Origin of the sequence: Pseudomonas sp. 2FE (genome assembly GCF_005503735.1) — a bacterium.
Lineage (GTDB): Bacteria > Pseudomonadota > Gammaproteobacteria > Pseudomonadales > Pseudomonadaceae > Aquipseudomonas.
Genome location: NZ_SCMO01000008.1, coordinates 50,418 through 75,454 on the forward strand (window position 1 = coordinate 50,418; position 25,037 = coordinate 75,454).

Consider the following 25,037-nt stretch of genomic DNA (forward strand, 5'->3'; position numbering starts at 1 on the left):
CAAGCTCAGTCGCCCAGCCGCCAGCCCGAGGTGATCGGATAACGCCGGTCGCGGCCGAAGCCGCGCTGAGTCACCCGCACGCCCACTGCCGCCTGCCGGCGCTTGTACTCGTTCAGATCGACCAAGCGCAGCACGCGGTTGACCGTGTCCTCGTCGAAGCCCTCGGCGATGATGGCATTGGCCGACAGGTCGTACTCGACATACAGCTTCAAGATCTCGTCGAGCACCGGATAGGCCGGTAGCGAGTCCTCATCCTTCTGATCGGGCGCCAGCTCGGCAGACGGCGGACGGTCGATGACCCGCTGCGGGATCACCGCACCGAGCGTGTTGCGGTATTCGCAGAGGCGGAACACCAGGGTCTTCGGCACATCCTTGAGCACATCGAAGCCGCCGGCCATGTCGCCATAGAGGGTCGCATAGCCCACCGCCATCTCGCTCTTGTTACCGGTGGTCAGCACCAGATAGCCCTTCTTGTTAGAGATCGCCATCAGCAGGGTGCCGCGGCAACGGGCCTGTAGATTCTCTTCGGTGGTGTCGCGCGCCAGCCCTTCAAAGACCGGCGCCAGCGTGCCCATAAAGGCCTCGACCATTGGGGCTATCGGCAAGACGCGATAAGTTACCGCCAGTGCTTTCGCCTCGGCTTCGGCATCTTCCAGGCTGATTTGCGCGGTGTAGCGATACGGCATCATCACCGCCTCGACCCGTTCGGCCCCGAGGGCGTCGACCGCCACCGCCAGGGTCAGAGCCGAGTCGATACCGCCGGACAAGCCCAGGATGACACCCTTGAAGCCGTTTTTCTGCACATAGTCGCGCACGCCCATGACCAGCGCCCGATAGACGCTGGCCTCCAGTTCCGGCAGCGGCGCACAACTGGCAGGCCGTGGCGTCACTTGCTCGCCATCGAAGCTGAGGTCGACCGGATACAGCCCCTCACTGAAGGCCGGCGCGCGCTGACTGATTCGCCCCTCGGCAGTCATGACGCAGCTGCCGCCGTCGAACACCAGCTCATCCTGACCGCCAACCTGGTTGACATAGACAATCGGCATGCCGCCCTCGCCAACCCGCTCAGCCAACACTTCCTCACGCTCGCGCTGCTTGTCCAGGTGGAAGGGTGAGGCATTCAGGCTGAGCATCAGCTTGGCGCCGGCAGCCCGCGCCTGCACCACCGGTTCGGCAAACCAAATGTCCTCACAGATCGTCAGCGCCAGCGGAATGCCTTTGATCTCCAACACGCAGACCTCGTTACCGGGGGCGAAATAGCGTTTCTCGTCGAACACCCGATAATTCGGCAGCTTCTGTTTGTAGTAAGTCGCCAGCAACTCGCCGTCGGCGATCGCGGCGCAGGCGTTGTAGCGCTGCTCGCCATCCAGCCAGGGGTAGCCCACCACCAGATAAATACCGCGCACCTCGTCTTTCAGGCGCTGCAGGCCCTGCTCGATCCGTCGCTGCATGCTCGAGCGCAGCAACAAATCTTCCGGCGGATAGCCGCACAGGGCCAATTCCGGAAACACGATGACATCCGCTTGCCACTGATCGCGGGCGCTACAGGCGGCCTCGATGATGCGCTCAACATTGCCGTGTACATCGCCAACTCGCAGATTCAGCTGGGCCATTACGACCCGCAGGGTTTGGCTCATCACCGCCTCCACAGATAAAGTTGCACGCACCCCTCATCCCTTGGACAAGTGCACGCTACAGTCTGTCATTCTCCCGCATCGGCCCTAGCGGAAACAACGCACAGCATGCGACTTGACGACTGTGCTGGCGCGGCGTCCTTGGCTAAACTGCCAGCCTCTATAAAAGAAGAGCACATTATGGGCCGCCTGCTGTTCTGGATCGCATTGATCTCTGTCGCCTTCTGGCTATGGCGCCGCTTCAATCGCCCCGCCCGCCCCAGCCCGAAAGCGGATGAGGCTACGCCCATGGTTCGCTGCGCCCATTGCGGCGTGCATGTGCCGCGCGGGCACGCCCTCCAGCAGAACCAGCAGTGGTTCTGCTGCCAGGCCCACCTCGAGCAAGGTGCCCAGCATGGTGAGCGCTGAAGCACTGGCACTGAGCGGCCAGCAGGGCCTACGGATTCTGCGGCTCTACCACCTCTACCGACTGGTCATTGGCCTGGCTCTGGTACTGTTGATTTCCAGCAACCTGGACGATCAGCTGCTCGACCTCACCAATGACCGGCTGTTCCGCTATGGCAGCTGGCTCTATCTGGGCCTGAATAGCCTGTTCGCGCTGCTGGTGCGCCGGCCCCAACACCTGCTGCAAGTCTTCAGCCTGGCCCTGGTCGATGTCATCCTGCTCGCGGGGCTGTTCTACGCGGCCGGCGGCACGCCCAGCGGGATTGGCAACCTGCTGATAGTCGCGGTCGCCATCGCCAACATCCTGCTGCGCGGGCGGATCGGCCTGCTGATCGCCGCAGTCGCGGCCATTGGCCTGATCTATCTGACCTTCTATCTCAGCCTGCACAATCCGGCCGCCGCCGCGCAATATGTGCAAGCGGGCGCGCTCGGCGCGCTGTGCTTTGCCGCCGCACTCTTTGTTCAGGGGCTGACCCGTCGCCTGCATGTCAGCGAAAGCCTGGCCGAACAGCGCGCCGCCGATGTCGCCAATCTGGAAGCACTCAACGCGCAGATTCTGCAACGTATGCGCACCGGCATCCTGGTACTGAATACCCAGCATCACGTGCTGCTGGCCAACCAGGGCGCGTTGAGCCTGCTGGGGCGCAACGAACTGGCCGGGGAAATTCTCGATCCGCTTTGCCCCGAACTGGTTAAACGCCTGCAACAGTGGCTGCATAACCCGACTCTGCGCCCCGCTAGCCTACAAGCGCTCCCCGACGGCCCGGTCTTGCAACCCAGCTTCGTCCCCCTGCAGCGCGGCGAGCAACGTCACACGCTGGTGTTTCTCGATGACCTCTCGCAAATCGCCCAACAAGCGCAACAGCTCAAGCTCGCCTCGCTCGGCCGCCTGACTGCCGGCATCGCCCACGAGATCCGCAACCCACTCGGCGCCATCAGCCACGCCGCGCAACTGCTGCAAGAATCCGAAGCCCTGAAAGGACCAGACCAGCGACTGGCGCAGATCATCCAGGATCACTCGCGGCGCATGAATCTGGTCATCGAAAACGTCCTACAGCTCTCGCGCCGCCGCCAAGCCGAGCCCCAGCTGCTGGACTTGAAATACTGGCTGCACCGTTTTGCCAGCGAATTTCGCGGCTCTACCACCGCGAATCAGCTCCTGCATCTGGAAACCACCGGCAGCACCATCCAGACCCGCATGGATCCGCATCAACTGACCCAAGTCCTGACTAACCTGGTACAAAACGGCTTGCGCTACAGCGCGCTACAGCACAAACAGGGCCAGGTCTGGCTCAGGCTATTTCGCGACGAAGCCAGCGACCTGCCCGTGCTCGAGGTGCTGGATAATGGCCTCGGCGTGCCGCCCGAGCAGCTGCAACATATCTTCGAGCCCTTCTACACCACGGAAAACAAAGGCACCGGACTGGGCCTGTATATTTCCCGTGAGCTGTGCGAAAGCAACCAAGCCCGCCTCGACTACAAAACCCGTGAAGTCGGCGGCAGCTGCTTCCGCATCACCTTCGCCCACCCGCGCAAACTGAGCTAACCATGACCGCACGGCAGAGAGCCCTGATCGTCGACGACGAGCCCGATATCCGCGAACTCCTGGAAATCACCCTAGGCCGGATGAAGCTCGACACCCGTAGCGCGCGCAACGTCAAGGAGGCCCGCGAGTGGCTGGCCCGCGAACCCTTCGACCTATGCCTGACCGACATGCGTCTGCCGGATGGCACCGGCCTGGAGCTGGTGCAACATATCCTCCAGCGCCATCCGCAGGTGCCGGTGGCGATGATCACCGCCTACGGCAGCCTGGACACCGCGATCAACGCCCTCAAAGCCGGCGCTTTCGATTTCCTGACCAAGCCGGTAGACCTTGGCCGCCTGCGCGAACTGGTGGCCACGGCCCTGCGCCTGCGCGCCCCGGCCGGCGAAGAGCTGCCGGTAGACAGCCGCCTGCTCGGTGACTCGCCACCCATGCGCGCCCTGCGCAAACAGATCCACAAACTCGCCCGCAGCCAGGCACCGGTGTATATCAGTGGCGAATCCGGTAGCGGCAAGGAACTGGTCGCGCGCCTGATCCACGAACAGGGGCCACGCATCGAGCAACCGTTCGTGCCGGTGAACTGCGGCGCGATCCCCTCGGAACTGATGGAAAGCGAGTTCTTCGGCCACAAGAAAGGCAGCTTCAGCGGCGCCATCGAGGACAAACAAGGGTTGTTCCAAGCCGCCAACGGCGGCACCCTGTTTCTCGACGAAGTCGCCGATCTGCCACTGCCGATGCAGGTCAAGTTGCTGCGCGCCATTCAGGAGAAGGCCGTGCGCGCAGTCGGCGGTCAACAAGAGCTGGTGGTGGACGTACGCATTCTCTGCGCCACCCACAAGGATCTCGCCGCCGAAGTCGCCGCCGGACGCTTCCGCCAGGATCTCTACTACCGTCTGAACGTGATCGAGTTGCGCGTACCGCCACTGCGCGAGCGCCGCGAAGATATCGCCCAGTTGACCGAAGCCATGCTCAAACGCCTGGCCGAAGGCACTGGCCTGGCCGCCGCCAAGCTCGACGCCGACGCCTTAGAAAAGCTGAAGAACTACCGCTTCCCCGGTAACGTCCGCGAGCTTGAGAACATGCTGGAGCGTGCCTACACCCTCTGCGAAGATGACCAGATCCAGGTCAGCGATCTACGCCTGGCGGACACCGCCGGCCCCGCCGATGCCGGCGAAGCCAGCCTGGCGCAAATCGACAACCTCGAAGACTACCTGGAAAACCTCGAACGCAAGCTGATCATGCAGGCCCTGGAAGAAACCCGCTGGAACCGCACGGCCGCGGCGCAACGCCTGGGCCTGACGTTTCGCTCACTACGCTACCGGCTGAAGAAGCTGGGCGTCGATTGAGCCCTTCACCTGTAGATACCGTCTTCCCCCTCAGTGAGCAAGAGCCAGTCGGGCATCAAAGGGTTGGCCTGATTTCAGTAAGCCATTTTCGAACTCGGCTTCGCGGATAAATCCGCTCCTACACAAGCCCCGCAGCCATTTCGCAGGCCGGACACGCCCCCCTGTAGGAGCGGATTTATCCGCGATGAGGCCTTCCGACCAGCGCGGCTGTAGCGGCTGAAGCCCTCCCACAAAAGCTACGCAGGCTTTCTTCCGTGAGATCGGCGCCATTTTCGAACTCGGCTTCGCGGATAAATCCGCTCCTACAAAAAACCCTCAGAGCGAGGCTGGGCAGGAGGGTAAAGCAATCCGTTTCTCCGGCGCATAAGGTGCAGGGTCGACAATCGGCTCCCGCCCCAGCATCAAGTCCGCCAACAACTGGCAGGATGCCGGAGCCAAGACCAACCCATTGCGGTAATGCCCGCAATTCAACCAAAGCCCGGCAAAACCAGGCACCGGCCCGATAAAGGGAATGCCCTCCGGTGAGCCAGGGCGCAAACCGGCCCAATGCCCAACCGGCTCAGCCTCAGCCAAGGCTGGCAGCAACTCGACGGCCGACGCCTTGAGGCTTTCCAGAGCCTGCTCGGTGGGCGTCTTATCAAATCCGGCATGCTCCAAGGTGCTGCCAATCAGGATGTGCCCATCCTTGCGCGGAATGGCATAACGCCCTTTGGCCAGCACCATGCAGGGCAGAAAGTCCTCGGCACACTTGTAGAGGATCATCTGCCCCTTCACCGGCTCGACCGGTAACTCGATACCCAGACTGGCCAGCAGCTCACCACTCCAGGCCCCAGCTGCGACCACCACCCGATCCGCGCGAAAATCACCCTGCGCCGTGTGCACGCCACAGACTCGCTCACCCTCACGAATAAAGCCGCTAACCGCACACTGCTCATGCAGGGTTACGTTCGACATACGCAACAACGACTCGCGCAACGCCTTGGTCAACCGCGGGTTGCGCACATTGGCCACCCCCGGCATATGCAGCGCGCGGGAGAAGCCCGGCCCCAGTGGCGGCACCGCCTCATGCACCGAGTCGATATCCACCGAATGTAGCGGCCGCCCCTCTCGTACGGCCCAGGCCAGCGCCTCGGCCTCGTCATCCAGATCCAGCCAATACAGGCCGGTAACATACACCTCGGGATCGATACCCGTGTCACCCAGCAGTCGCGCCCCCAATTGCGGGTAAAAATCCTGCGACCAATGCGCCAGCGCCGTCACCGCCGAGCCGTAACGCCAGGGATAAAGTGGCGAAACGATGCCGCCACCGGCCCAGGAGGACTCCCCCCCTAACGCCCCCTGATCCAGTAGGCACACCTCGGCACCGGCCTCGGCCAATAACTGCGCCGACAACAAGCCGATGGCGCCGCCGCCAACCATCAAGATCCGCATACATCCTCCAAAACAAACGGGCCGCAAAGGCGGCCCGTTATACGTCAGCTCAGTTGCCGCCTACCAGCACTGATCTACTGTACGAGTCGCATTAACCAGAGTGTGCTCCCCGGTGTGGCTGATCTGGAAGTCGCCGCAAGGGTCAGCGACCATGCTGTTAGCGCGGGTCGCGCGCAGCAGATAACTGGTCGCCGTCGGCGCCCCTTGTGCAGCTAGGGCGTAGTTGGCAACCCCTGAAGCCGGGGACTGAGTGGCGAATACTGCAGCAAAGTTGTCATCCGCATCCAGGTAAGAACTGTGGGTCGAGTAATAGCGCTCCAGCGCTTGCGCGCCCTCCATCAAGCTGGCTTTTACCTCGGCACGCTTGCCCCGCCTCACGTATTCCTCGTAGCTGGGATAGGCAAGCGCGGCGAGGATGCCGATCACCGCCAGCACAATCATCAGCTCGATCAGGGTGAATGCTTTGCTGCTTCTCATCGAATCTGATTCCAGGATTGACGACCTTCAAGAATGTCCAACGTATTGGCGGCGGGGATGCAGTCTCCCACCCCGGTGCCGTGGCAAAGCCAATATTTCTGCGGGTCGATCAGGTCGAAAGAGCCGGTCGGTATACCACCGGAGGATCCGAGCCCCGAAGGGGGCAACTTCTGGCCGCCCACGCTGACCATATCCGCCTCGTTGAATTTGCCATCCTTGTTCAGATCCAGGAGCACGTAACTCAAGCGCCCACCCGTCGCCAGATCGACCACCATGGTCCAGCCGGAACCGCCGCCCAGGCAGGGATCCGCGGAGGGGACAGCGGTTTCGAACACCAGGCGATTCAACAGAATTCGCGGTGCAAAGAGCACCCGTTCACCCTGTACACCGCTGACCGGCGAACGCAGGTCGAGGTACCAACCGCGCTTGCTGGTCCAGTCGATACCCTCGGCGCTCTGCGGCGCATCCAACACCCGCACGCTGCGCCCGAAGGCCGCGCCCTCGAAAACAATAGTGCGCTGCTCAAGTGCCGAGCGCCCGCTAAAAGCGATGGACGAACCATTAGTCGCCTTCTTATCCCAGATGCCATAGAAAGTCTGGGGGCTCTGGTCGCTCACATCGCCCGAGCTGTACATGCGGCCGGTGCCGAAGTAGATCAGCACACCACTGGCGTCACCACTCGGGTGATAGGCGATCTCCGGCTTGACCGTGATCGGCTGGCGCTTGCCCTGTGCATCGGCGGCCACATACAAAGGTTGCGGTGTATTCCCCGATTTGAGGCCGACTTCAAAGTCGCCACCCCCCGTGCCGTTGCTCTTCAGGTTGAACTTCCAGAGATTGCCGTTCAGATCACCGGCATAAACATCCTTCACATAGATGTTGCCAGCGCTATCCACGGAATAAACGAAGGAGGGGCTGGACAGGCCACCCGTAGCGGTTCCCGCCCTGACCTTGTTCACCGCGCCGGTTTCCAGGTTAACAATGAAGAGCACCGAGTCGTCGTTGCTGCTGCCATAGCCGTTGCCAAAAATGGCGGCCCAGCTGCCATCCTTCATCCGCCCGACCAGTGGCTCGCCAAAATTATTACCGAGATCGGCATCGTCCTTGATTTCCCAGAGCACCTTGTCGGCTGCGAAGCCTGTACCCGCGGCATCGGTTACATCCAGGGCGAAGACGGTTTTGCCGCCAGCCCCCAGGCTGCCCAACAGAACGCTGCGCCACTGGTTATTGAGCACGGCATCGCGCACATGCAACTTGCCGTCGACATAGTAGCGGTGCCTGTAGTCGCTGCTGGCCAGATCCTTGACGTTGGGCAAAACCCCATTGGGCATATAGGCAAAAAGCTCATTCCCGGTATTGGCGTTGAAGGCATGCAGGAAACCATCATTGGCACCGACGAACAGGGTCGGCGCGTGGCTCGCCTTACTCGCGACAAACTGCGAGTAAGTTTGATTGCTGTTGGGGATGGGCACACGGCCATGGAAGCCCCAGTCCTGCTTGTTAGCAATCACCAGGGTGGAGTTGACGATATCGCCGAGCAAGGAGGAGCGCTTGCGATACTTGAGGCCGGCTGGCGCCTCATTAACGCGACTGCCCATCAGGTAATCGAACAACGCCTGATTATTGTTGAAGTGAGCCTGCATGCCCGTCGACAGGCTGCCCCAGTTCAGCGCCAGCCCATGGCCCGCGCCCAAGGCGCCGTCATGGGAATAGAGGCGGCGCGCGCCGCTCTTCAACTTCTGCCCGGCTTCCCAGGCCTCCTCAAAGACAATCCCGGCGCTGGTCTGGATCGGCTTCTTGGCCAACAACTTACCGGACCAATCGGCACTGGTGTAGAAGGCCTCGTAGACCAGGCTATTGCTGTCCAGCCGACGCGCGTTGGGTACGGCCGAGGTATTCGAGCCGGTGCGATCGGCAATGGAAGCCAGGGTATCGCTCAACGCCGTGGCGAACTGCTGCGGATTCTGTGCACTGAAGAAGCCGCCACGGCTATTCACCGCAGCATGCAGCAGATCGTCCAGCTTGGCCGGCTCGCTCTTGGCCGGGTCGGGCCAATTGACGGAAGCGCCGGTCTTGACCGCCTCGAAAGCCGTAACCGGATCAACCGAACCGCTCATGCCCAAGCCGACGCCAAAGGTCACCATGTGCTGCCAGAAGGCCGGGTTCGCCGGGGCCGGCGGTACGCGGTTGGCCAGGTCGGCATGCAGATCACGCTTCCAGTAATACATGGCGACGTCAGCCAGGGTATTCTCGTGGTCATCACTGAAAGGCGCCTTGGGTACATATTTATAAGACTGTCCATCTGGGCCAGTGATGTCCGGGCCATTGAGGTTATCCACTTTCTTCCGGGCCTCGGGTTCAGACGCCTCGGCACCGTTCCAGTAACCGTCCGTGGTCAGGATGGTATAGCTCTGCCGGCAGGAATACTCCTTGCCCCCAGTCTGCCCGGGGGTTGAACTCCAGGGGCCGCGCTCATCGGTCCGGCTGAAATATTCGCCGGCATCACCAAGCGCTTTGCGCAAGGGCGTACCGCCGGAAGCTTGCGTGGCGAAAAGCCAGTCGAAAAATTCGCTGCGGCCGGCATTTTCGAAACGACGCACACCCCGCACCAGAGTATCGGTGCTCTGGCTGTCGACAGTCTGCCCCGTAAGGTTAATAGCCCCATAACCCACCCGGATATCTCCAGGCTGGGCAAAGAAGGCCTGGCTTACGCCGGCCTTGGCCGACATCAAGCGAGTACGGTAATAGGAAAACCAGTTCGCAAAGTTCTGCTGTTCGGCAGTGCTTACAGCCCGCTCGACGTAGCATGAGTCTTGTCGAGGATTAACAGCGCAGTTACCTCCGCCGACATAGTCGTAATAGAAGGCAGCACCACCACCGCTTACCGAGCCGACGGCAAAACCATTGTAATAGGCCACATCGCTGCAACGCCTGTTCAGGCACTCATAGCTATTAGGCGAGAAGAAGTCATCCATGATCGCCATATAATTGCTACCGAGGGCAACCTTCAGCCCACCCGCGTAACCGTCTACAAACGCCGAATCAAAGGATGCATGAGCAAATCGCTGCCCATCGCTTTTAATCGGGGGCAAATAACTAACCTTTGGGTCAAAGTACGACTTGTTCAGGTGGCTGGAAGCCAGGTAGCGATGGCCAGTCTTCGGGCAAAAATGCAGATTACTGCCGGCATAACTCCCTCTACCCGAGCACTCCACCTGCTGGTACCAGCTCCCGGTACGCTCCAGATAGGTCGGTTTCATCTCATCTGGCATGAAGCCCCAGCGCATCGAGCCTGAGTCATCTAGCAGGAACATGATGTTGGGCTCGACCTGGCCACCCAGATTCAACGGCACCTGAGAAGGCACGAACGCCGCCATGGCGCCATGGCTAAACGCCGCAGTCAGCAAGCCCGCAGCCAGTGCCCGCCCTGCAAACAAGAGTGTCGATATCATCTCAGGTTCCCTCTGATCAGTTCTGGCTACGAATGGCAATGGCAACGGTGGAACGCAGATGAACCTCGACATCGCCGCTGCCGTAACCGGTAGCCTCGACGTTGAACAGGTAGGTTCGGCTCAGGCAGTCGAACGCCCGGTTCTCGGCAATCGAGCCATCGGTTTCGCACACAAAGGCGGTTGCCCCGCCCGAGCTGCCGTAGAAATTGCTCACCCGACAATTTGGCTGCTGCGGCTCGCTGTGCAGCTCGGCCGGGGCCGACCACTGCGCCGCGGTGAGGGCCGGGCAATCGGTACGGGCCGGGAACAGCAGGGTCGGGTCCGCGCTGGCCTCGACCTGCTGGCGTACATACGCCTCACCAACCCGCAGCGAGGCCTCGGCAGCCTGGAACGCCACGTTATAGTCCCGCGCCCCGCCCGCCATACGCTCCTGCAGGGTGCTCCCCGACATCGACGTCACGCCCAGCACCGTCAATACCAGGAGCATGATGAGGCAGACCAGCAGCACCGCCCCTCTTTGCTTTTGCATGCTCATCCTTCGCCTCGTTAATCGATCCGGTTACGCAGGGCCACCACGGTGCTGAACACCTGGCGCAAGCGACCATCCGCCGCCACCGCAGCGCCATCAAACTGGATCGTCTGATCCTGTGCGCCGGGTGCTCGCTCAGCAGTCACCAGCAGCAGATCGATCTTCACCGTGCGTACATCGCCCCAGCGATTGGCCGCCTCGACCTCGGTGGCGCTCAAATAGGTCTGCACCCCGACACTTCCCGCCGCCGCAACGCCATAGCGGGTCCGCATGGACTCCACCCCCTCGACGATCTCCGTGCTTTGCGCCGGAATTTGCGCGACATCCCGCACAAACAGGGCGCGTACAGGCTGACCCGTCACCGCGGTTCTATCGGTATCGGCCACGTAGAAGGTCTTGTGGCTGAAGCCCAGCACGCGCGCCGGGCTGGTAAAGGCGATATCGGAAAACTTGAAGCCGCCACATTTCGCATCCTTGTTGTTATTCCCCGCGGCATGGGTCAGCGTCACTTGGCCGGAGCCGGAGGAGTTCGGCCTGTTGCTGACGCGGATAATCACCGCCTTCTCCATATCCAGCACCATCACGGCACGGTTCTGCTGCATGCTCGGGCAATAGGCGGTGACCTTGATATTCGCGTTAGCGCCAGGCTTGAGCAGCTCGCCTGCCGTGAGGAACGACTCGCAGCCGTCATTCGCGAACATCGATAGCTGATCGGTGCCCACCGCGCCCAGAGCACCGTTCGCAGCGATCCGCTGCCCCCAGATCGGCCGGTTCATCGCCCCCCACTCGGCCGCTGCACCACCGGTGGCGACCACGCAAATGCTCTCCTCGTCCAGCCGCGCCCCCAGCCCAACGCCGGCTGGACGGAGTTCCGCCGCCAGGTACTGCAGGGCGAAACGGCCGTTTTCCTGCAGGTGGCTGGCCGCCCCCTGCATCACAAAGGTGTTCTTGTTGCTGATGAAAACCTGCATGACGGCCAGGCTGATCACCAGGCCGATCGCCATCGCCACCATCAACTCGACCAAACTCAAGCCCTGTTGCTTACGCATAGGCACCCCGTCAAATCTGCGTCACGAAAGAGAACTGCTGGGCGGCACTGCCCCCCACCCGCGCTTCGTTCCATTGGACGATGATGGTGAACAGATTGCCGTTCTGAACAACGCCACCGCTGCCGTCAGGCAATTGCCTGGCTAGGTTGTTGCGCCATTCGGCCAGGTCACGCTGAAAAGGCAGACAGGTTTCTGCCGAAGGATTACAGGGCAATGCAGCAGCGATGCCGAGGTTATAAAACCCCGCCTGCGCATCCCCCCGCGCCGCTCGCATGCGGTCAGCCATTTCATAAGCCAAGAAAGTCGCATGGGAACGAACGGAGGCCGTCTGATTGGCCTTCAGCGCTGTCAGCTGCATGGCGGCCATGCCAAGCAGCCCGAGGGAGAAGAGCAGCACCGAGACCATGACCTCCACCAAGGAAAAGCCCTGCTGGAATTTTCCGTTCATCAGCAGCCCGCCTTCTTGAGAGAAATCGCGCCGGACAGTTCAATGGCTACCGAGCGATTGAAGGTGGCACAGGCGATGGAGGAATCCTTTACTGCCAGGTCAAAAGTGATCTTGGCCGCACTCACCAGACGACCCTGGGCATCGAACAGAATGCTTTGCAGGCCGGCAGGATCGACCACGAAGGAGGATAAGGGGGCAAAGCGGCGCAACTCCAGGCTGTCTCTAGCCCTGAGCACCTGCCAGCTGCCATCGGCCGCCAGCGGCCCCTCAAGCTTGACGGTCTGCGCGCCCTGTACCGCTTCGCGGCGCGCATAGTTGAGCATGCCGGCAAAGGTGTTCAGCTCAGCCGTTGCCCGGTTATCACGCAGCAACTGGGAAAGATTCGGCGCCGCCAAGCCAATCAACACCGCGAGCACGACGAGCGTGACCATCAGCTCGATCAGCGTGAAGCCTTTCTGCGACATACATCCACTCCATAGACGACTCTAGACCGCGAACCAGAACCACGGAACTCCCTCCCTGCTAACGCCCATCCATGGACAAATGGTCAAAAAAACCGACCAGCAGCCTTTATCGCGCCACGCATAGTAACTGAGGCGAACGTACGTTTTAAATTTTATGTGACGCGAATTGGGACTTCGAGCGCAATAAAAACGCGATGATCGCCCCACTAATAAGGAGACAAGGGCTCAGGCAGAGGCCCAAGAGGGAGGGAGCCAGCTATTTAACTGGCGAAACCAATAAGGGAAAGTTTCGCGCCCCGACTTGAGCCGAAGCTATGGCGATGCGCGAAACGTCTAGTCACGAACAGCTTGCGGTGGTCGTCTTGGTGACCGAAGTGCGCCCGGTAAGGCTGATATTGACCACCCGCTCCTGACTGCCCACGCTCGGCGTTGCGCGGCACACCGTCAGTGCGGTCGATGTAGCGCCAACCCCCGTCGGCTGGAAGGTAATGCTGTGCACGCTTCCAGTTATCAGGAAGCCACTTGCTACTGCCGGATGCACCAGGATCACCGTGCCGTCAGAACTCTGCACAATCCACCCCTGCTGCCAGCCACCCGAGGTGGCACAGCTGGCCCCGTCGGCGGAGGCACAGAAGGTTACCGGCTGATTGCGCTTGATCGCTTCACTACGCGCCAGCGTGGCCCCGGCCACCAGATCATTGGCCTGAGAACGCAATTTGCTGCTCAGGGTGACATCGGTAAACGAGGGTATGGCGATCCCCAGCAGGATCGCCATCACCACGACCGCGACCATTAACTCGACCAGAGTGAAACCACGCTGATCGCCTGATCGAACCGCCGCCCGGCGGGACAACTGCCGGGCGAGCTGTATATGTGTGCTCCAGGTCATTGCTCGATATCCCAGTAGACCCTGGCCTTGGGTTGTATCGGAGACACACTAGAGTCTCCACCTTCGCAGAAATCTAGTCCGCAACTCACGGCGGTAACTACAGACCCGTCATCCAGCTGCACCGTAGCTGCCACGGGGGACGGCGGCAGGCCGCCTCCCGCAAGTTGTACATAACGGTCGGCGGTCCCGTTTTTGCTCGCCGCATTGGTGTATGCAATCTGGTATTGGCGAGCCGTCCCGAGGCTGGTGCAACTTCCGGCCGCGGGCGCGGTAGGCTGGTGGGTAACAAAAGTCACTGTACCGAAGACAGTGACAGCCGAGGTCACCACCTGCTCGCTCGAAGCCAGAGCGAGGTACCAGCCTTTTGGCTTCGTATTCAGGTCGGCTTGAGTTGGCGTGGCACTGGTGGTGATGCCGAACAGCGAGCTTCTGCAGATCACATTGGCAGAGCAATTGCCGTTCTCCGAGGTCAACCAACTCGCATCTGTTGGACTGTCCTTCAGATTGAAGAAATAGTTGGCCACCCCGGCGGCCGAGGTGTAACTGCTCAACGGCTTTTCACGGTCGCCAGATCCGATCTGCAAGAAATAACTACCACCGGAATACACCACTTCGGGGGCGAACATGAATTTCCGGTTGGCGGTACAGGATGCAGGGGTATCGCAGCCAAGCGCTGCGATCTTGGTGATGGTCCAGTTTGCAGGCTCAGTCGCTGCGATAGGCGTGTTCGCGTTAGCCCCAGAAATGCGATAGACATTGCCCCCCAGGTCCGCGGCATAGGCATACTGGGCCAGTCCCGAGCTATCAGAGACAACTGTCAGATCGGCCACCACACTGCGGTCGGTGTCGAACGCCTTAAGCAAGGCGCCGGTATCGGCATCCAGCAGATAAATCTTGTTGCCCTTGGGCGAAGCCGTGCAGGTGTTCGGGTCGGCATCCTCACAGGTGTCGTAACCGCCGCCCATGATCAGCATGGGCGCGCTGCCGGCTCCATAGCCCGAGGATTTCAGCGTTTGAGGCGTTGACCAGGTCTGGCCAATGCCGGCTAAGCCTGTGGTGCAGCCGGTATCGTCGCCCGCATCGGGGCAGCCGATCTTCCACATCAGCAAAGGGCTGGCTGGGGTGGTCACATCGAAGGCATACAGCGCCCGGCCACCGCGGCGCATGGCGGCGTAAACCCAGGCCTTGCTGGCGTCCTTGTAAGCCGCAACCGGCCCGTCGATGCCATATGGTTTGGGCAACGGCGTGGGCGACCCCGTGGTATGGCCGGGGAAGCTGATAGTCGTGGTGTTGTCACGGATACGCTTGAGGTTGGCGTAGAACTCCGGCGGGATAAACGACCAGAGTTCGCTGCCAGCCGTGACCGTGTCCGTGCCCGTGCCTATGCTTGCGCTGCGGTTGCCATTGATGGCCCGAAAGGCGCCGTCATTACCACCGTAAAACACCACCACCTGCGGCGAAGCATCGGTGCCGAAGTTGATGGCCACCGGGCGGGAATGCACCACATCGCCGTGCGATGAGGGGCGCATTTCAGTGCTGGTGAACGCATTGAGATTCTCATTATTCAGATCCTGCCCACGCGCCCAGTCGATCAGCGCATCCCGCTCCGTTGCATTCGCAGCATCGAGACCGAGCAACTCGGGGGTAATCGCGGTATTGCTCGTGGTAAATGGGGTCAAGGCCGTGCAGGAGGCAAAGGTGGGCGAACAGGTGTTGACCGTGCGCGTGGTGGTACTGCGCAACTTATAGGCCTGGGCACCCTTTTCCACGATATTGCCGTCGGGATAGTTGGATTCATCCGAGCCGGCGACTAGCAGACAGGCCCCTTGCGGCTTGAAAGCCCAATAGCTGTCTAGCGTCGTCGGCGTCCAGAAGCTGCGCGCGCACTCGGTGATAAAGCCGGTCGAGTTGTTGATGGCAGCTGCACTGCCGGCATCCTGCAACTTGAGTACACCATTGGTCCGGCCCAGCTTGTACTGCTTCAGATTGCCCGCCCAACGTGGAGATGACTTCTGATCCGGGCGGAACATGCCGATATACACCTGATTCAGGTAGGTGCCCTGGGTGTTGACGCTCACCGGCAAGCTGACCGAGGCAAATACACTGTTGACCGACTGAATTTCGGAAAGGATTGCATTAAGCGCTGCGCTAATGTTTGCACTGCTGGGATTTGCAGTCACATTAAAATATTTGCCGTCGCTCACGCCGGCCGCACTCTTCATCAGGGCCGTCCACCCCCCCGCCTGCCCGCCGCCAGTGGCAACTTCCACCGTATAGGTAGTTATCCCCAGGGGGCTCTTCTTCATGAAACGCGCCCATTCGTCCACCATACTTGTTTGCGAACCCACTGGGGAAATTGGGATGGTGGCTATACTTCCACCAGCAGCCTTCAGCGCCGCACTAGCCTGCTTGTTGGTCCCGTCACTGTCTTGGGCAGGGCCATTACTGATATAAATTATAAAGTTCTTCGCACAACCGCTAAGGATCGGGTTCGTGTAGGGCGAGCCGTTTTTCGAAAGCAGGGCGTTACCCGGCAATGCCCATACCGCCCGCGACGCAGCCAAGGCAGCGCCCGTGGCTGCGGGGGGTGGGTTATATACGTTCCCCATGTAGTCCGAATAGTCTTTATTATTCCCGGCGTAAGGCACTCCATGATTAAAATACAGGTAGGCTTCTTCCATGCTTTTGCCTGCCTTACCCCCACTTCCCTGGTCCCTATTGCTATCGAGGCTATTTATCAATGCGGCATATTTTGTCTTGTTTACATTATCCATTAGCCGTATTGCCGCGCGAACATAGGCACCGTCGTTGCCGCTCTCGAAGGTCTTGTTAAACATCATAAAACCAACACGAAATTTGTCAGCAGGCATGCCGTTCAGTACCGCCGACACCGCCTGCATCTCAGCCGTGAAGGCGGTACTCCAGTTCGACGTGTTATCCAGAATGATCAGCACATTCGGCACATCGGCCGCACTGGGCGGGGTGCCGACAAACAGATCGGTATCCTCTGCCATGCTAGGCAGGTGAACCATCAGAAGGACTGTTGCCAGCAAACCTTTGAAGAAGTTTTTATTCATAGAGGGCTCCAATGACAGTGCCGGATCAAGGGCAAACGCTGTCTTTTTCGGTTTGCGTGAGCAATACCCGCACACCCGAGCGTATGTGAGCGGCTGCGCCACTGGCGGGGTCGGTTACGGTGGCATCAAGGCTCCACACGGTATTCCATTCTGAGGGCGGCGTTAGAACTCCGGCGCGCACCCCGCTCTCATTGCCCTCGAGGACGGCAGGAACCTCTGATTCGCGAATGCACACCGGCGTAGCTATCGAAACGACATAATCCGTGGTGTTGTCGTTGTTAATGTCCACGTTGACTTCTTCAGCAGCAGGGGCATTGGTAAAGGGCGAACTCGTCACCTCTTCAATGGCTATGTTCGCTGCCGCTATCGCTTCGTCGCGAAGCTGCATATTGCCCACCGACTTGAGATTGGTGCCGCTGAGCGTAAAAGCGCTGGAAACGATCAGCGTTATTAACAACAGCATGATCAGACCGACGACCAGAGTGGCGCCGCGCTGGACATGCGGCGATGCGGGCAGGCTCATGGCGTCTCCCTTCTGCCGGAGATATTCGTCAGGCGCACAGTGGTGGAGAAAACGTGACGTTTGTAGCCGTCGTTGAAGGGGCCCAGCGTGATGCTGCCTAGACGGTAGGCCTTGCTGTCGGTATAGCCTGGCGTGGTTTCCAGGCTCCGCACCAACACATAGAGCTTGACCGCCACCGTATTGGTCAGTTGGACGGCAGTACAGGGCGCCGCCGTGGTGCAGCGCACAAAGACGCCGTCGGGAGCGCCGTCCCCCCGGTTGGTGGGCGAGGTTTTGTTGTTGGCATCCGCCCAGTTTACGGCTTGGGTGTAATTTACCGCCGCACCCGAATCGCTAAGGCTATCTATGCCGAGTTCCACCCTAAAACCTTCGACGCCTTCGATCAAAGGCTCTGCAGTTTGATGCTTAAGTTCGCCATCCTTAAGATCGAACTGCGAACGCATTAGAGTGGGAATGCCATCCCCTGCCGTGACGGAGTAATCGCGGATGTAATACATGTTGGAGATAAATTTGCGAATGTCCGAGAAATTGGGCGACGCGGGGTCGGCACAACTTGTTAACCCCGCCGGGGTTGCTCTTTGATGGAGGGTAAATCCGTTTTTGCCGAGCACATAAGGCGCCGAATCGTCCGCGCAGAGCGAAACTTGAAAATAAAGTTTCCCCGAAGCACTGGCCTCGCAATTGTCCCCATTAGCCACGCAGTTTTCGGCATGGCGCACCAGCAGCACATCGGTGTTGGCCTTCTTGTTGGTCACCACCGAGGTGCACCCCGATGGCGCGGCATCGTAAGCCTGGACGGGAATGCCCAGGAGGTTGGCTTTGTCTACAGCAGTCCAGCTAGTGTAGGCCTGACAGGGGGCGGGAACGGCGTTAGGCACATCGGCGGGAGCCGTCGTCAAGGTCAGGTCATCGAACTCTGGAATATAGCCATCCCAAAATCCGCCATGCGCCAGATCGTTCGCCATCAACTGAATGGCAAAGCGGCCATTTTCGATCTGGGCATTGGTCTTGGCCATTTCGTTGTTGTTGCGGCTGATGTCGAGATAGAGCGTCAGTATCGCCGCCATAATCAGCAGGCTGATGGTGACGGAGACCATCAATTCGATCAGGCTGAAACCGGATTGCGCCCCACGTACGGGCTTGTTGCTGGTCCGTGGCATAGAGTTGAGGTCAGTCATAGCGCGGCAACCCGCACGATAGTGGTGACAGCCCGGCGGCAGACGTCATTAGCGCAGGCCGTACCAGCCGGGCCGTAGCTGCCTGCTCCACAGCTGACACCGGTAGGCGGGGCTGACAGGGGCGTCAAACCCTGCCAAGCAACGGTAATCAGGTATTGGCCGCCGCCGAGGGACTCGACACAGCCGCGGCCGCCCAGCATGGCACCGAGCTTGCTCGAGCCGGAGACTTCTCCCGCCCCCTGCAGGGCATTGCACCATTCGCCGGCATCACGCTGTTGGGTCGAAGTACCGGTTGGGCAGGTCATGCCCGCGCCGAGCGGGCCAGTCGTGGTGAGGTAGCTCGCGGCAGCATTGCGGTTGGTGGCGATGCGGTTGGCCATGTCATTCAACAGCAGCAGCGCCTGGGCACGCTGGTAGGCCTCCACCTCGGACATTTGCAGACGCGACTGCAGCCCGGCCATGCCCAGCAGCCCAATGGAGAGGATAAGGATGGTGACGAGCACTTCGATCAGCGTCAGGCCACGCTGAATACGTACGAAATATATGGGCTGCATGGCTACCACTTCGCGGGTGGGGTCTTGTTACCCGCATTGTCGAGGGTCAGATTGCCATCGCTGTCCTGCGACCCCGTGGGGTCGAAGGTGATGGTGAAGGTAGGCGGTGTGGCGCTGTTGTCGGCTGCGATGGTAAAGCCGTATGTGCTGCTCAAGTCACTAGGCAGCGAGTAGCTGAGCTGCCCTGCTGAGGTCGCATAGGCGCGATTGGCGAGCAGGAACTGCTGCTGACGGTTGGCGATGTCCATCATCTGCGCCTGGGCGGCGGCGCGGTTGCCGCGAATGACGTATTGCTGATAACTGGGGTAGGCAATCGCTGCCAAGATGCCAATGATCGCGACCGTGATCATCAGTTCAATCAGGGTAAAACCGCGTTGTTTAATTTGCTTCACCACATCACCGTCCCGTTCCGTCGCAGCGAGGGTAAGCCCCGCACTTGCGCAATCTTCTTTTAGTGTCTAGAGCTTATAGGCCTTCTCCATCCAAGAGCGCTTAACAGACGACAATTGGAGCAAGACGGGAGACGAAAGGCGCACAGCCGGCAGGACGCCGGGATTTCGCTCAACTCGATGCGGCAAGGATGCCATGCCTATTCTTACTCGCGGCTTCACCTTGATCGAAGCGCTGGTCGCGCTCGCCATCATCGCCATTCTGCTCGGCTTGGGCGTTCCAGCCCTAACCCGGCTGATCCATGGCCAGCAACTGCAAACTGCCAACCATAGCCTCTTGGCAGTCTTCGCCTATGCTCGCGGGGAGTCGATCAAACGGCGCTGCCCAGTGTTGATAGCCGCTATTGACGGCCAATGGGAGAACGGCTGGCGGGTGTTTGCCGACCCGAACAGCAATGGCCAACTGGATGATGCCGAGCCGTTGCTGCTGGTGGCCGCCGCTCCGCCAGCCGGCGTCGTCATCCATGGCAATACGCCGGTGCGGCACTACATCCGCTACACCCCAACCGGCAGCGCAAAAATGCAAAGCGGCGCTTTCCAGGCCGGCACGCTGACGCTATGCCATGCCGACGAACAACAAGCGATCAAGCGCCTAGTGCTGAGTGCGACAGGCCGCTTGCGTAGTTCAAGAGGCCAACCTGGCGGCTGCTGATGCGGGCGTGATGAGAGCGCAGAAGAACTTAGTTCGCCAATAGCCCGAGCGCCGCTTGCAGGTTACGCCGCTACGCGGCTAACCCACCCTACAGAAATGCATGAATCACTCTATGCGGGTTACGCGCAATTCCTTCGGCATAGAGAAGGTGACGTTTTCCGCCCGCCCGTGCAGTTCGAGCAAAACCTCCGCGCCCCATTGGCGCAACTGCTCGATCACGCCTTGCACTAGCACCTCCGGTGCCGAGGCACCGGCGGTGATACCGATGCATTGCTTGCCGGCGAACCATTGCTGGCGGAGGTCTTCCGCCCCATCGATCAAATAAGCCGGCGTACCTAAACGCTCGGAAAGCTCACGCAAGCGATTCGAGTTGGAGCTGTTCGGGCTGCCCACCACCAGCACCACATCGCATTCGCTGGCCAGTTGCTTGACCGCATCCTGACGGTTCTGCGTGGCGTAGCAGATGTCGTCCTTGCGTGGGCCGCCGATGCTGGGGAACTTGGCACGCAGGGCGTCGATGACGCGGCTGGTGTCATCCATCGACAAGGTGGTCTGGGTGACGAAGGCCAAGGTCTCAGGGTTGCGCACCTGTAAGCGCTCGACATCCGCCTCGTCTTCCACCAGATAGATGGCGCCGCCGTTGCTGGCATCGTACTGGCCCATGGTGCCTTCCACTTCCGGATGGCCGGCGTGGCCGATGAGGATGCACTCGCGGCCGTCGCGGCTGTAGCGCGCCACCTCGATATGCACCTTGGTCACCAGCGGGCAGGTGGCGTCGAAGACTTTGAGGCCGCGCTGCTCGGCTTCCTGGCGCACCGCCTGGGACACGCCATGGGCGCTGAAGATGACGATGACGTTGTCCGGCACCTGATCCAGTTCTTCGACGAACACGGCGCCACGGGCGCGCAGATCCTCGACCACGAACTTGTTGTGCACCACTTCATGGCGCACGTAGATGGGTGGGCCGAAGACTTCCAGGGCGCGGTTGACGATTTCGATCGCGCGGTCGACGCCGGCGCAGAAGCCACGGGGGTTGGCGAGTTTGATTTGCATAGGGTGTTTCCCTCATCCGCCCCTGCGGGCCACCTTCTCCCGGAGGGAGAAGGAAAGTTAGACCGGTTTGACCGAGATGATCTCAACCTGAAAACTCAGGGTCTTGCCGGCCAGCGGGTGATTGAAGTCGATGGTCACCCGGGCATCATCGAACGCTTTGACCACGCCCGGCAGCTCGGTATTCGCGGCGTCATTGAAGATCACCAGCAAGCCTTCGGACAGTTCCATATCCTGAAACTGCGTGCGCGGCATCACCTGCACATTCTGCGGGTTGAGCTGGCCAAAGCCGCGCTCCGGCTCGACCTGCAGGGTGCGTTTGTCGCCCGCTTTGAGACCGAACAAGGCGGCCTCGAAACCCGGCAGCAGGTTGCCATCGCCGACCTTGAAGGTGGCAGGTTGCTTATCAAAGGTACTGTCCACGACTTCGCCCGAGTCGAGATTCAGGGCGAAGTGCAGGGTAACTTCCTTGTCCGGACCTATTCGCTGCTCAGTGACAAGTGACTCAGTCATGGGCGGGTTCTCCGGATTTCTTGGTTTTGAACATGTCCAAGGCCAGCAGGATGGCGCCGACCGTAATTGCGCTATCGGCGATGTTGAACGCCGGGAAGTACCAGCGGTTCTGCCAATGCACCAGGATGAAGTCGACCACATGACCGAGCATTACGCGGTCATACAGATTGCCCAGCGCGCCGCCCAACACCAATGCCAGGGCGATGGCCAGCCAGGTTTCTTCGACCTTCAGGCGCTTGAGCCAGACCACCAGAACCGCACTTACACCTAGGGCGATTAGCGCAAACAGCCAGCGCTGCCAGCCCGAGCTATCGGCCAGGAAACTGAACGCCGCGCCGGTGTTGTATGCCAGCGTCCAGCTGAAGTAATCCGGGATCACCACGATTTGCTGGTGCAGGGTCAAGGCGCCCTCGAAATAGAACTTACTCGCCTGATCCAGCACGAACACCAGCACGCTCAGCCACAGCCAGGCCAAGCGTCCGAAACGCCTAGCCTCAGGCATAGTGACGCACCTCACCGGCACCGCCGATGTTGTCTACGCAGCGACCGCAGATTTCCGGATGCTCCGGGTTGACCCCGACATCCTCACGGTGATGCCAGCAGCGGCCGCACTTGGCGTGGCTGGATTTCACCACCTTGAGCTTGAGGCCGGAAACCTCGGTCTCCACCGCGTCAACCGGTGCACTCGGCAGCGGCGCAACACTGGCCGTCGAGGTGATCAGCACGAAGCGCAGTTCGTTGCTGAGTTTGGCCAGGTCGGCGACCAACGCCTCTTCGGCATACAGCGTGACTTCGGCCTGCAGGTTGCCGCCTATGGCTTTAGCCGCGCGGAGGTTCTCCAGCTCCTTGTTCACCGCCACTTTCACGGCCATGACCCGCTCCCAGAATGCCCGATCCAGCGCGATGCCTTCCGGCAACTCGCTCAAGCCCTGGTACCAGGTATTCAGCATCACCGACTCATTACGCGCGCCCGGCAGGTACTGCCACAGCTCATCGGCGGTAAAGGACAAGATCGGCGCGATCCAGCGCACCAGTGCCTCGGCGATATGGAACAGCGCCGTCTGGCAGGAGCGCCTCGCGGTGCTATCCGCCGCGGTGGTGTACTGGCGGTCCTTGATGATGTCGAGGTAGAAGCCGCCCAGCTCCTGTACGCAGAAGTTGTGCACCTTCTGGTAAACGTTCCAGAAGCGGTACTCGCCGTAGGCCTCTTCCAACTCGCGCTGCAGCAGCAGGGCGCGATCCACCGCCCAGCGATCCAGCGCCAGCATGTCGTCGGCCGGCAGCAGGTGCTTGGCCGGATCGAAGCCGCTCAGGTTGGAGAGCAGGAAGCGCGCGGTGTTACGGATACGCCGGTAGGCATCGGCGCTGCGCTGCAGGATCTGCTGCGAGACCGCCATCTCACCGGAATAGTCGGTGGCGGAAACCCACAGACGCAAGATGTCTGCACCCAAGGTGTCAGTCACTTGCTGCGGCGCGATCACGTTGCCCATCGACTTGGACATCTTGCGACCGTTCTCATCGACGGTGAACCCGTGGGTGAGCAGCTCGCGGTAAGGCGCATGGCCGTCGATGGCACAGCCGGTGAGCAAGGACGAATGGAACCAGCCACGGTGCTGGTCCGAACCTTCCAGGTACAGGTCCGCACGCGGCCCGCTCTCGTGACCCAGCGCGTGCGAGCCGCGCAGCACGTGCCAATGGGTGGTACCGGAATCGAACCAGACGTCCAGGGTGTCGCTGATCTTGTCGTAGTGGGCGGCCTCGGCACCGAGCAGTTCGGCCGCATCCAGCTTGAACCAGGCCTCGATGCCCTCCCGCTCCACGCGCTGGGCGACCTTCTCCATCAGCTCGACGGTATCCGGATGCAGATCGCCGCTTTCCTTGTGCAGGAAGAACGGGATCGGCACGCCCCAGTTGCGTTGGCGCGAAATACACCAGTCCGGCCGGCCGGCGATCATGCCGTGCAGGCGCGCCTGGCCCCAGGCCGGAATGAAATCGGTTTGCTCGATGCCGGTCAGCGCCCGCTCCCGCAGGGTGGCACCTGCGGTCGGTTGCTTGTCCATGCCGACGAACCACTGCGCCGTGGCGCGGTAGATCAGCGGAGTCTTGTGGCGCCAGCAGTGCATATAGCTGTGGCTGATGGTTTCGGTGTGCAGCAGGCTGCCCACTTCGGCGAGTTTGTCGACGATGTTCGGGTTGGCCTTCCAGATGAACTGGCCACCGAAGAACGGCAGCGACTCGGCATACACACCGTTGCTTTGCACCGGGTTGAGGATGTCGTCGTTGACCATGCCGTAGCGCTTGCAGGTGTGGAAGTCGTCCTCGCCGTAGGCCGGCGAGGAATGGACCACGCCAGTGCCTGCGCCCAACTCGACGTATTCCGCCAGGTAAACCGGCGACAGGCGCTCGTAGAAGGGGTGACTGAAGTTGATCAGTTCCAGCGCTTCGCCTTTCGCGGTGGCGAGCACCGAACCTTCCAGCTGGTAACGCTGCAGGCAGGATTCGACCAGCTCCTCCGCCAGCAGTAGCAGCTTGTCGCCCACATCCACCAAGGCATAGTTGAACTCTGGGTGCAGGTTCAGCGCCTGGTTGGCCGGGATGGTCCAGGGCGTGGTGGTCCAGATCACGATGGACGCCGGCTTGGGCAGCGCGGCCAGGCCAAAAGCGGCGGCCAGCTTGGCGTCGTCGGCGCACGGGAAGGCCACATCGATGGTCGCGGATTTCTTGTCGGCGTACTCGACCTCTGCTTCAGCCAACGCCGAGCCACAGTCGAAACACCAGTTCACCGGCTTCAAACCCTTGAAGACGAAACCGCCCTTGACCATTTCTGCCAGGGCACGGATCTCACCGGCCTCGTTGACGAAATCCATGGTCTTGTAAGGGTTGCTCCAGTCGCCCAACACGCCCAGGCGGATGAAGTCGGCTTTCTGCCCCTCGATCTGCTCGCTCGCGTAGGCACGGCAGAGTTCGCGGGTCTTGTCCGCGGACAGGTGCTTGCCGTGGGTCACTTCGACCTTGTGTTCGATCGGCAAGCCGTGGCAATCCCAACCCGGCACGTACGGCGCATCGAAGCCCGACAGGGTTTTCGAACGGGTGATGATGTCCTTGAGAATCTTGTTGACCGCATGACCGATGTGAATATTGCCATTGGCGTAAGGCGGACCATCGTGCAGCACGAACTTCGGACGCTCCTTACCAATCTCCCGCAGCTTCTGGTACAGGCCAATGCTGTCCCAGCCCTGCAGGATTTGCGGCTCGCGCTGCGGCAGACCGGCCTTCATCGGGAAGGCGGTGTCCGGGAGGTTTAGCGTGGCTTTGTAGTCGGTCATCTCAGGCTC

Annotated in this window: 22 protein-coding genes; 4 read left to right on the forward strand and 18 right to left on the reverse strand. The window is 60.8% G+C overall.

Annotation, left to right across the window (positions count from 1 at the left end; translation table 11 throughout):
• Positions 1–5: 5 nt before the first annotated feature.
• Positions 6–1,637: an NAD+ synthase gene (locus FFS12_RS13550; RefSeq protein WP_137887302.1), complete on the reverse strand. Its 1,632-nt coding sequence runs from the start codon at positions 1,635–1,637 to the stop codon at positions 6–8.
• 177 nt (positions 1,638–1,814) lie between these two features.
• Here FFS12_RS13550 and FFS12_RS13555 point away from each other — a divergent pair, with 177 nt between their 5' ends.
• The 3 genes from FFS12_RS13555 to FFS12_RS13565 are packed head-to-tail and all read left to right on the forward strand — an operon-like array spanning position 1,815 to position 4,967.
• A complete protein-coding gene (locus FFS12_RS13555) occupies positions 1,815–2,042 on the forward strand; it encodes a PP0621 family protein (RefSeq protein WP_137887303.1) in 228 nt (75 codons plus the stop codon).
• Positions 2,029–3,624, forward strand: coding sequence for a PAS domain-containing sensor histidine kinase (locus FFS12_RS13560; protein WP_137887304.1), 1,596 nt, complete (start codon positions 2,029–2,031; stop codon positions 3,622–3,624). The genes FFS12_RS13555 and FFS12_RS13560 overlap by 14 nt, the downstream gene beginning before the upstream one ends.
• A gap of 2 nt (positions 3,625–3,626) precedes the next feature.
• Positions 3,627–4,967: a sigma-54 dependent transcriptional regulator gene (locus FFS12_RS13565; RefSeq protein WP_137887305.1), complete on the forward strand. Its 1,341-nt coding sequence runs from the start codon at positions 3,627–3,629 to the stop codon at positions 4,965–4,967.
• Positions 4,968–5,282: 315 nt separating this feature from the next.
• Here FFS12_RS13565 and thiO read toward each other — a convergent pair whose 3' ends face one another.
• The 13 genes from thiO to FFS12_RS13630 all read right to left on the reverse strand — a co-directional run bounded on the left by thiO (position 5,283) and on the right by FFS12_RS13630 (position 19,388).
• Complete coding sequence (gene thiO / locus FFS12_RS13570; protein WP_137887306.1) at positions 5,283–6,398, reverse strand: glycine oxidase ThiO; 1,116 nt, start codon at positions 6,396–6,398, stop codon at positions 5,283–5,285.
• A 60-nt stretch (positions 6,399–6,458) separates the two neighbouring features.
• Complete coding sequence (locus tag FFS12_RS13575; RefSeq protein ID WP_137887307.1) at positions 6,459–6,875, reverse strand: type IV pilin protein; 417 nt, start codon at positions 6,873–6,875, stop codon at positions 6,459–6,461.
• A complete protein-coding gene (locus FFS12_RS13580) occupies positions 6,872–10,327 on the reverse strand; it encodes a pilus assembly protein (protein WP_171011875.1) in 3,456 nt (1,151 codons plus the stop codon). Before FFS12_RS13580 ends, FFS12_RS13575 begins: the two co-directional genes overlap by 4 nt.
• A 16-nt stretch (positions 10,328–10,343) precedes the next feature.
• Positions 10,344–10,856, reverse strand: a complete 513-nt coding sequence (locus tag FFS12_RS13585) for a PilX N-terminal domain-containing pilus assembly protein (RefSeq protein WP_256657383.1) — start codon at positions 10,854–10,856, stop codon at positions 10,344–10,346.
• Between the two features lie 17 nt (positions 10,857–10,873).
• The gene (locus FFS12_RS13590) at positions 10,874–11,905 is read right to left on the reverse strand and encodes a PilW family protein (RefSeq protein WP_137887310.1); all 1,032 of its coding nucleotides are present in this window, start codon (positions 11,903–11,905) and stop codon (positions 10,874–10,876) included.
• A gap of 10 nt (positions 11,906–11,915) precedes the next feature.
• The gene (gene pilV / locus FFS12_RS13595) at positions 11,916–12,353 is read right to left on the reverse strand and encodes a type IV pilus modification protein PilV (protein WP_137887311.1); all 438 of its coding nucleotides are present in this window, start codon (positions 12,351–12,353) and stop codon (positions 11,916–11,918) included.
• Positions 12,353–12,817: a GspH/FimT family pseudopilin gene (locus FFS12_RS13600; RefSeq protein ID WP_137887312.1), complete on the reverse strand. Its 465-nt coding sequence runs from the start codon at positions 12,815–12,817 to the stop codon at positions 12,353–12,355. The genes pilV (FFS12_RS13595) and FFS12_RS13600 overlap by 1 nt, the downstream gene beginning before the upstream one ends.
• Positions 12,818–13,154: 337 nt before the next feature.
• Positions 13,155–13,706 (reverse strand): GspH/FimT family pseudopilin, encoded by a 552-nt coding sequence (locus tag FFS12_RS13605; RefSeq protein ID WP_137887313.1) that lies wholly within the window; start codon positions 13,704–13,706, stop codon positions 13,155–13,157.
• Positions 13,703–16,783: a pilus assembly protein gene (locus tag FFS12_RS13610; protein ID WP_137887314.1), complete on the reverse strand. Its 3,081-nt coding sequence runs from the start codon at positions 16,781–16,783 to the stop codon at positions 13,703–13,705. Before FFS12_RS13610 ends, FFS12_RS13605 begins: the two co-directional genes overlap by 4 nt.
• A 25-nt stretch (positions 16,784–16,808) precedes the next feature.
• Positions 16,809–17,306 carry a PilX N-terminal domain-containing pilus assembly protein gene (locus tag FFS12_RS13615; protein ID WP_137887315.1) on the reverse strand — a complete coding sequence of 166 codons (498 nt, stop codon included), beginning with the start codon at positions 17,304–17,306 and terminating at the stop codon, positions 16,809–16,811.
• Positions 17,303–18,484 (reverse strand): PilW family protein, encoded by a 1,182-nt coding sequence (locus tag FFS12_RS13620; RefSeq protein WP_256657384.1) that lies wholly within the window; start codon positions 18,482–18,484, stop codon positions 17,303–17,305. The genes FFS12_RS13615 and FFS12_RS13620 overlap by 4 nt, the downstream gene beginning before the upstream one ends.
• Complete coding sequence (gene pilV, locus FFS12_RS13625; protein WP_171011876.1) at positions 18,481–19,038, reverse strand: type IV pilus modification protein PilV; 558 nt, start codon at positions 19,036–19,038, stop codon at positions 18,481–18,483. Before pilV (FFS12_RS13625) ends, FFS12_RS13620 begins: the two co-directional genes overlap by 4 nt.
• Positions 19,039–19,040: 2 nt before the next feature.
• Positions 19,041–19,388 (reverse strand): type IV pilin protein, encoded by a 348-nt coding sequence (locus tag FFS12_RS13630; protein WP_372239465.1) that lies wholly within the window; start codon positions 19,386–19,388, stop codon positions 19,041–19,043.
• A gap of 235 nt (positions 19,389–19,623) precedes the next feature.
• On the opposite strand from FFS12_RS13630, the gene FFS12_RS13635 reads away from it, so the two are divergent.
• On the forward strand, positions 19,624–20,139 hold the full coding sequence (locus FFS12_RS13635) for a GspH/FimT family pseudopilin (protein ID WP_137887435.1): 516 nt from the start codon (positions 19,624–19,626) through the stop codon (positions 20,137–20,139).
• Positions 20,140–20,244: 105 nt separating this feature from the next.
• Here FFS12_RS13635 and ispH read toward each other — a convergent pair whose 3' ends face one another.
• Genes ispH through ileS form a run of 4 tightly spaced genes read right to left on the reverse strand, consistent with a single transcriptional unit; the run spans position 20,245 to position 25,028 of the window.
• Positions 20,245–21,192 carry a 4-hydroxy-3-methylbut-2-enyl diphosphate reductase gene (gene ispH, locus FFS12_RS13640; protein WP_137887317.1) on the reverse strand — a complete coding sequence of 316 codons (948 nt, stop codon included), beginning with the start codon at positions 21,190–21,192 and terminating at the stop codon, positions 20,245–20,247.
• Positions 21,193–21,249: 57 nt separating this feature from the next.
• On the reverse strand, positions 21,250–21,702 hold the full coding sequence (locus FFS12_RS13645; RefSeq protein WP_137887318.1) for a peptidylprolyl isomerase: 453 nt from the start codon (positions 21,700–21,702) through the stop codon (positions 21,250–21,252).
• Positions 21,695–22,204: a signal peptidase II gene (lspA, locus tag FFS12_RS13650; protein ID WP_137887320.1), complete on the reverse strand. Its 510-nt coding sequence runs from the start codon at positions 22,202–22,204 to the stop codon at positions 21,695–21,697. Before lspA ends, FFS12_RS13645 begins: the two co-directional genes overlap by 8 nt.
• A complete protein-coding gene (gene ileS / locus FFS12_RS13655; RefSeq protein ID WP_137887322.1) occupies positions 22,197–25,028 on the reverse strand; it encodes an isoleucine--tRNA ligase in 2,832 nt (943 codons plus the stop codon). Before ileS ends, lspA begins: the two co-directional genes overlap by 8 nt.
• Between the last annotated feature and the right edge of the window lie 9 nt (positions 25,029–25,037).

Bases quoted from the DNA above. Each gene is read 5' to 3' on its own strand.
- FFS12_RS13620 (WP_256657384.1), bottom strand. From the start codon at position 18,484: ATGACTGACCTCAACTCTATGCCACGGACCAGCAACAAGCCCGTACGT.
- FFS12_RS13635 (WP_137887435.1), top strand. From the start codon at position 19,624: ATGCCTATTCTTACTCGCGGCTTCACCTTGATCGAAGCGCTGGTCGCG.
- FFS12_RS13555 (WP_137887303.1), top strand. From the start codon at position 1,815: ATGGGCCGCCTGCTGTTCTGGATCGCATTGATCTCTGTCGCCTTCTGG.
- FFS12_RS13630 (WP_372239465.1), bottom strand. From the start codon at position 19,388: ATGATCACGGTCGCGATCATTGGCATCTTGGCAGCGATTGCCTACCCC.
- FFS12_RS13560 (WP_137887304.1), top strand. From the start codon at position 2,029: ATGGTGAGCGCTGAAGCACTGGCACTGAGCGGCCAGCAGGGCCTACGG.
- FFS12_RS13605 (WP_137887313.1), bottom strand. From the start codon at position 13,706: ATGACCTGGAGCACACATATACAGCTCGCCCGGCAGTTGTCCCGCCGG.
- pilV (WP_171011876.1), bottom strand. From the start codon at position 19,038: ATGCAGCCCATATATTTCGTACGTATTCAGCGTGGCCTGACGCTGATC.
- ileS (WP_137887322.1), bottom strand. From the start codon at position 25,028: ATGACCGACTACAAAGCCACGCTAAACCTCCCGGACACCGCCTTCCCG.
- ispH (WP_137887317.1), bottom strand. From the start codon at position 21,192: ATGCAAATCAAACTCGCCAACCCCCGTGGCTTCTGCGCCGGCGTCGAC.
- FFS12_RS13580 (WP_171011875.1), bottom strand. From the start codon at position 10,327: ATGATATCGACACTCTTGTTTGCAGGGCGGGCACTGGCTGCGGGCTTG.
- FFS12_RS13550 (WP_137887302.1), bottom strand. From the start codon at position 1,637: ATGAGCCAAACCCTGCGGGTCGTAATGGCCCAGCTGAATCTGCGAGTT.
- FFS12_RS13600 (WP_137887312.1), bottom strand. From the start codon at position 12,817: ATGTCGCAGAAAGGCTTCACGCTGATCGAGCTGATGGTCACGCTCGTC.
- FFS12_RS13645 (WP_137887318.1), bottom strand. From the start codon at position 21,702: ATGACTGAGTCACTTGTCACTGAGCAGCGAATAGGTCCGGACAAGGAA.
- pilV (WP_137887311.1), bottom strand. From the start codon at position 12,353: ATGAACGGAAAATTCCAGCAGGGCTTTTCCTTGGTGGAGGTCATGGTC.
- FFS12_RS13565 (WP_137887305.1), top strand. From the start codon at position 3,627: ATGACCGCACGGCAGAGAGCCCTGATCGTCGACGACGAGCCCGATATC.
- FFS12_RS13615 (WP_137887315.1), bottom strand. From the start codon at position 17,306: ATGAGCCTGCCCGCATCGCCGCATGTCCAGCGCGGCGCCACTCTGGTC.
- FFS12_RS13575 (WP_137887307.1), bottom strand. From the start codon at position 6,875: ATGAGAAGCAGCAAAGCATTCACCCTGATCGAGCTGATGATTGTGCTG.
- FFS12_RS13585 (WP_256657383.1), bottom strand. From the start codon at position 10,856: ATGCAAAAGCAAAGAGGGGCGGTGCTGCTGGTCTGCCTCATCATGCTC.
- thiO (WP_137887306.1), bottom strand. From the start codon at position 6,398: ATGCGGATCTTGATGGTTGGCGGCGGCGCCATCGGCTTGTTGTCGGCG.
- FFS12_RS13610 (WP_137887314.1), bottom strand. From the start codon at position 16,783: ATGAATAAAAACTTCTTCAAAGGTTTGCTGGCAACAGTCCTTCTGATG.
- FFS12_RS13590 (WP_137887310.1), bottom strand. From the start codon at position 11,905: ATGCGTAAGCAACAGGGCTTGAGTTTGGTCGAGTTGATGGTGGCGATG.
- lspA (WP_137887320.1), bottom strand. From the start codon at position 22,204: ATGCCTGAGGCTAGGCGTTTCGGACGCTTGGCCTGGCTGTGGCTGAGC.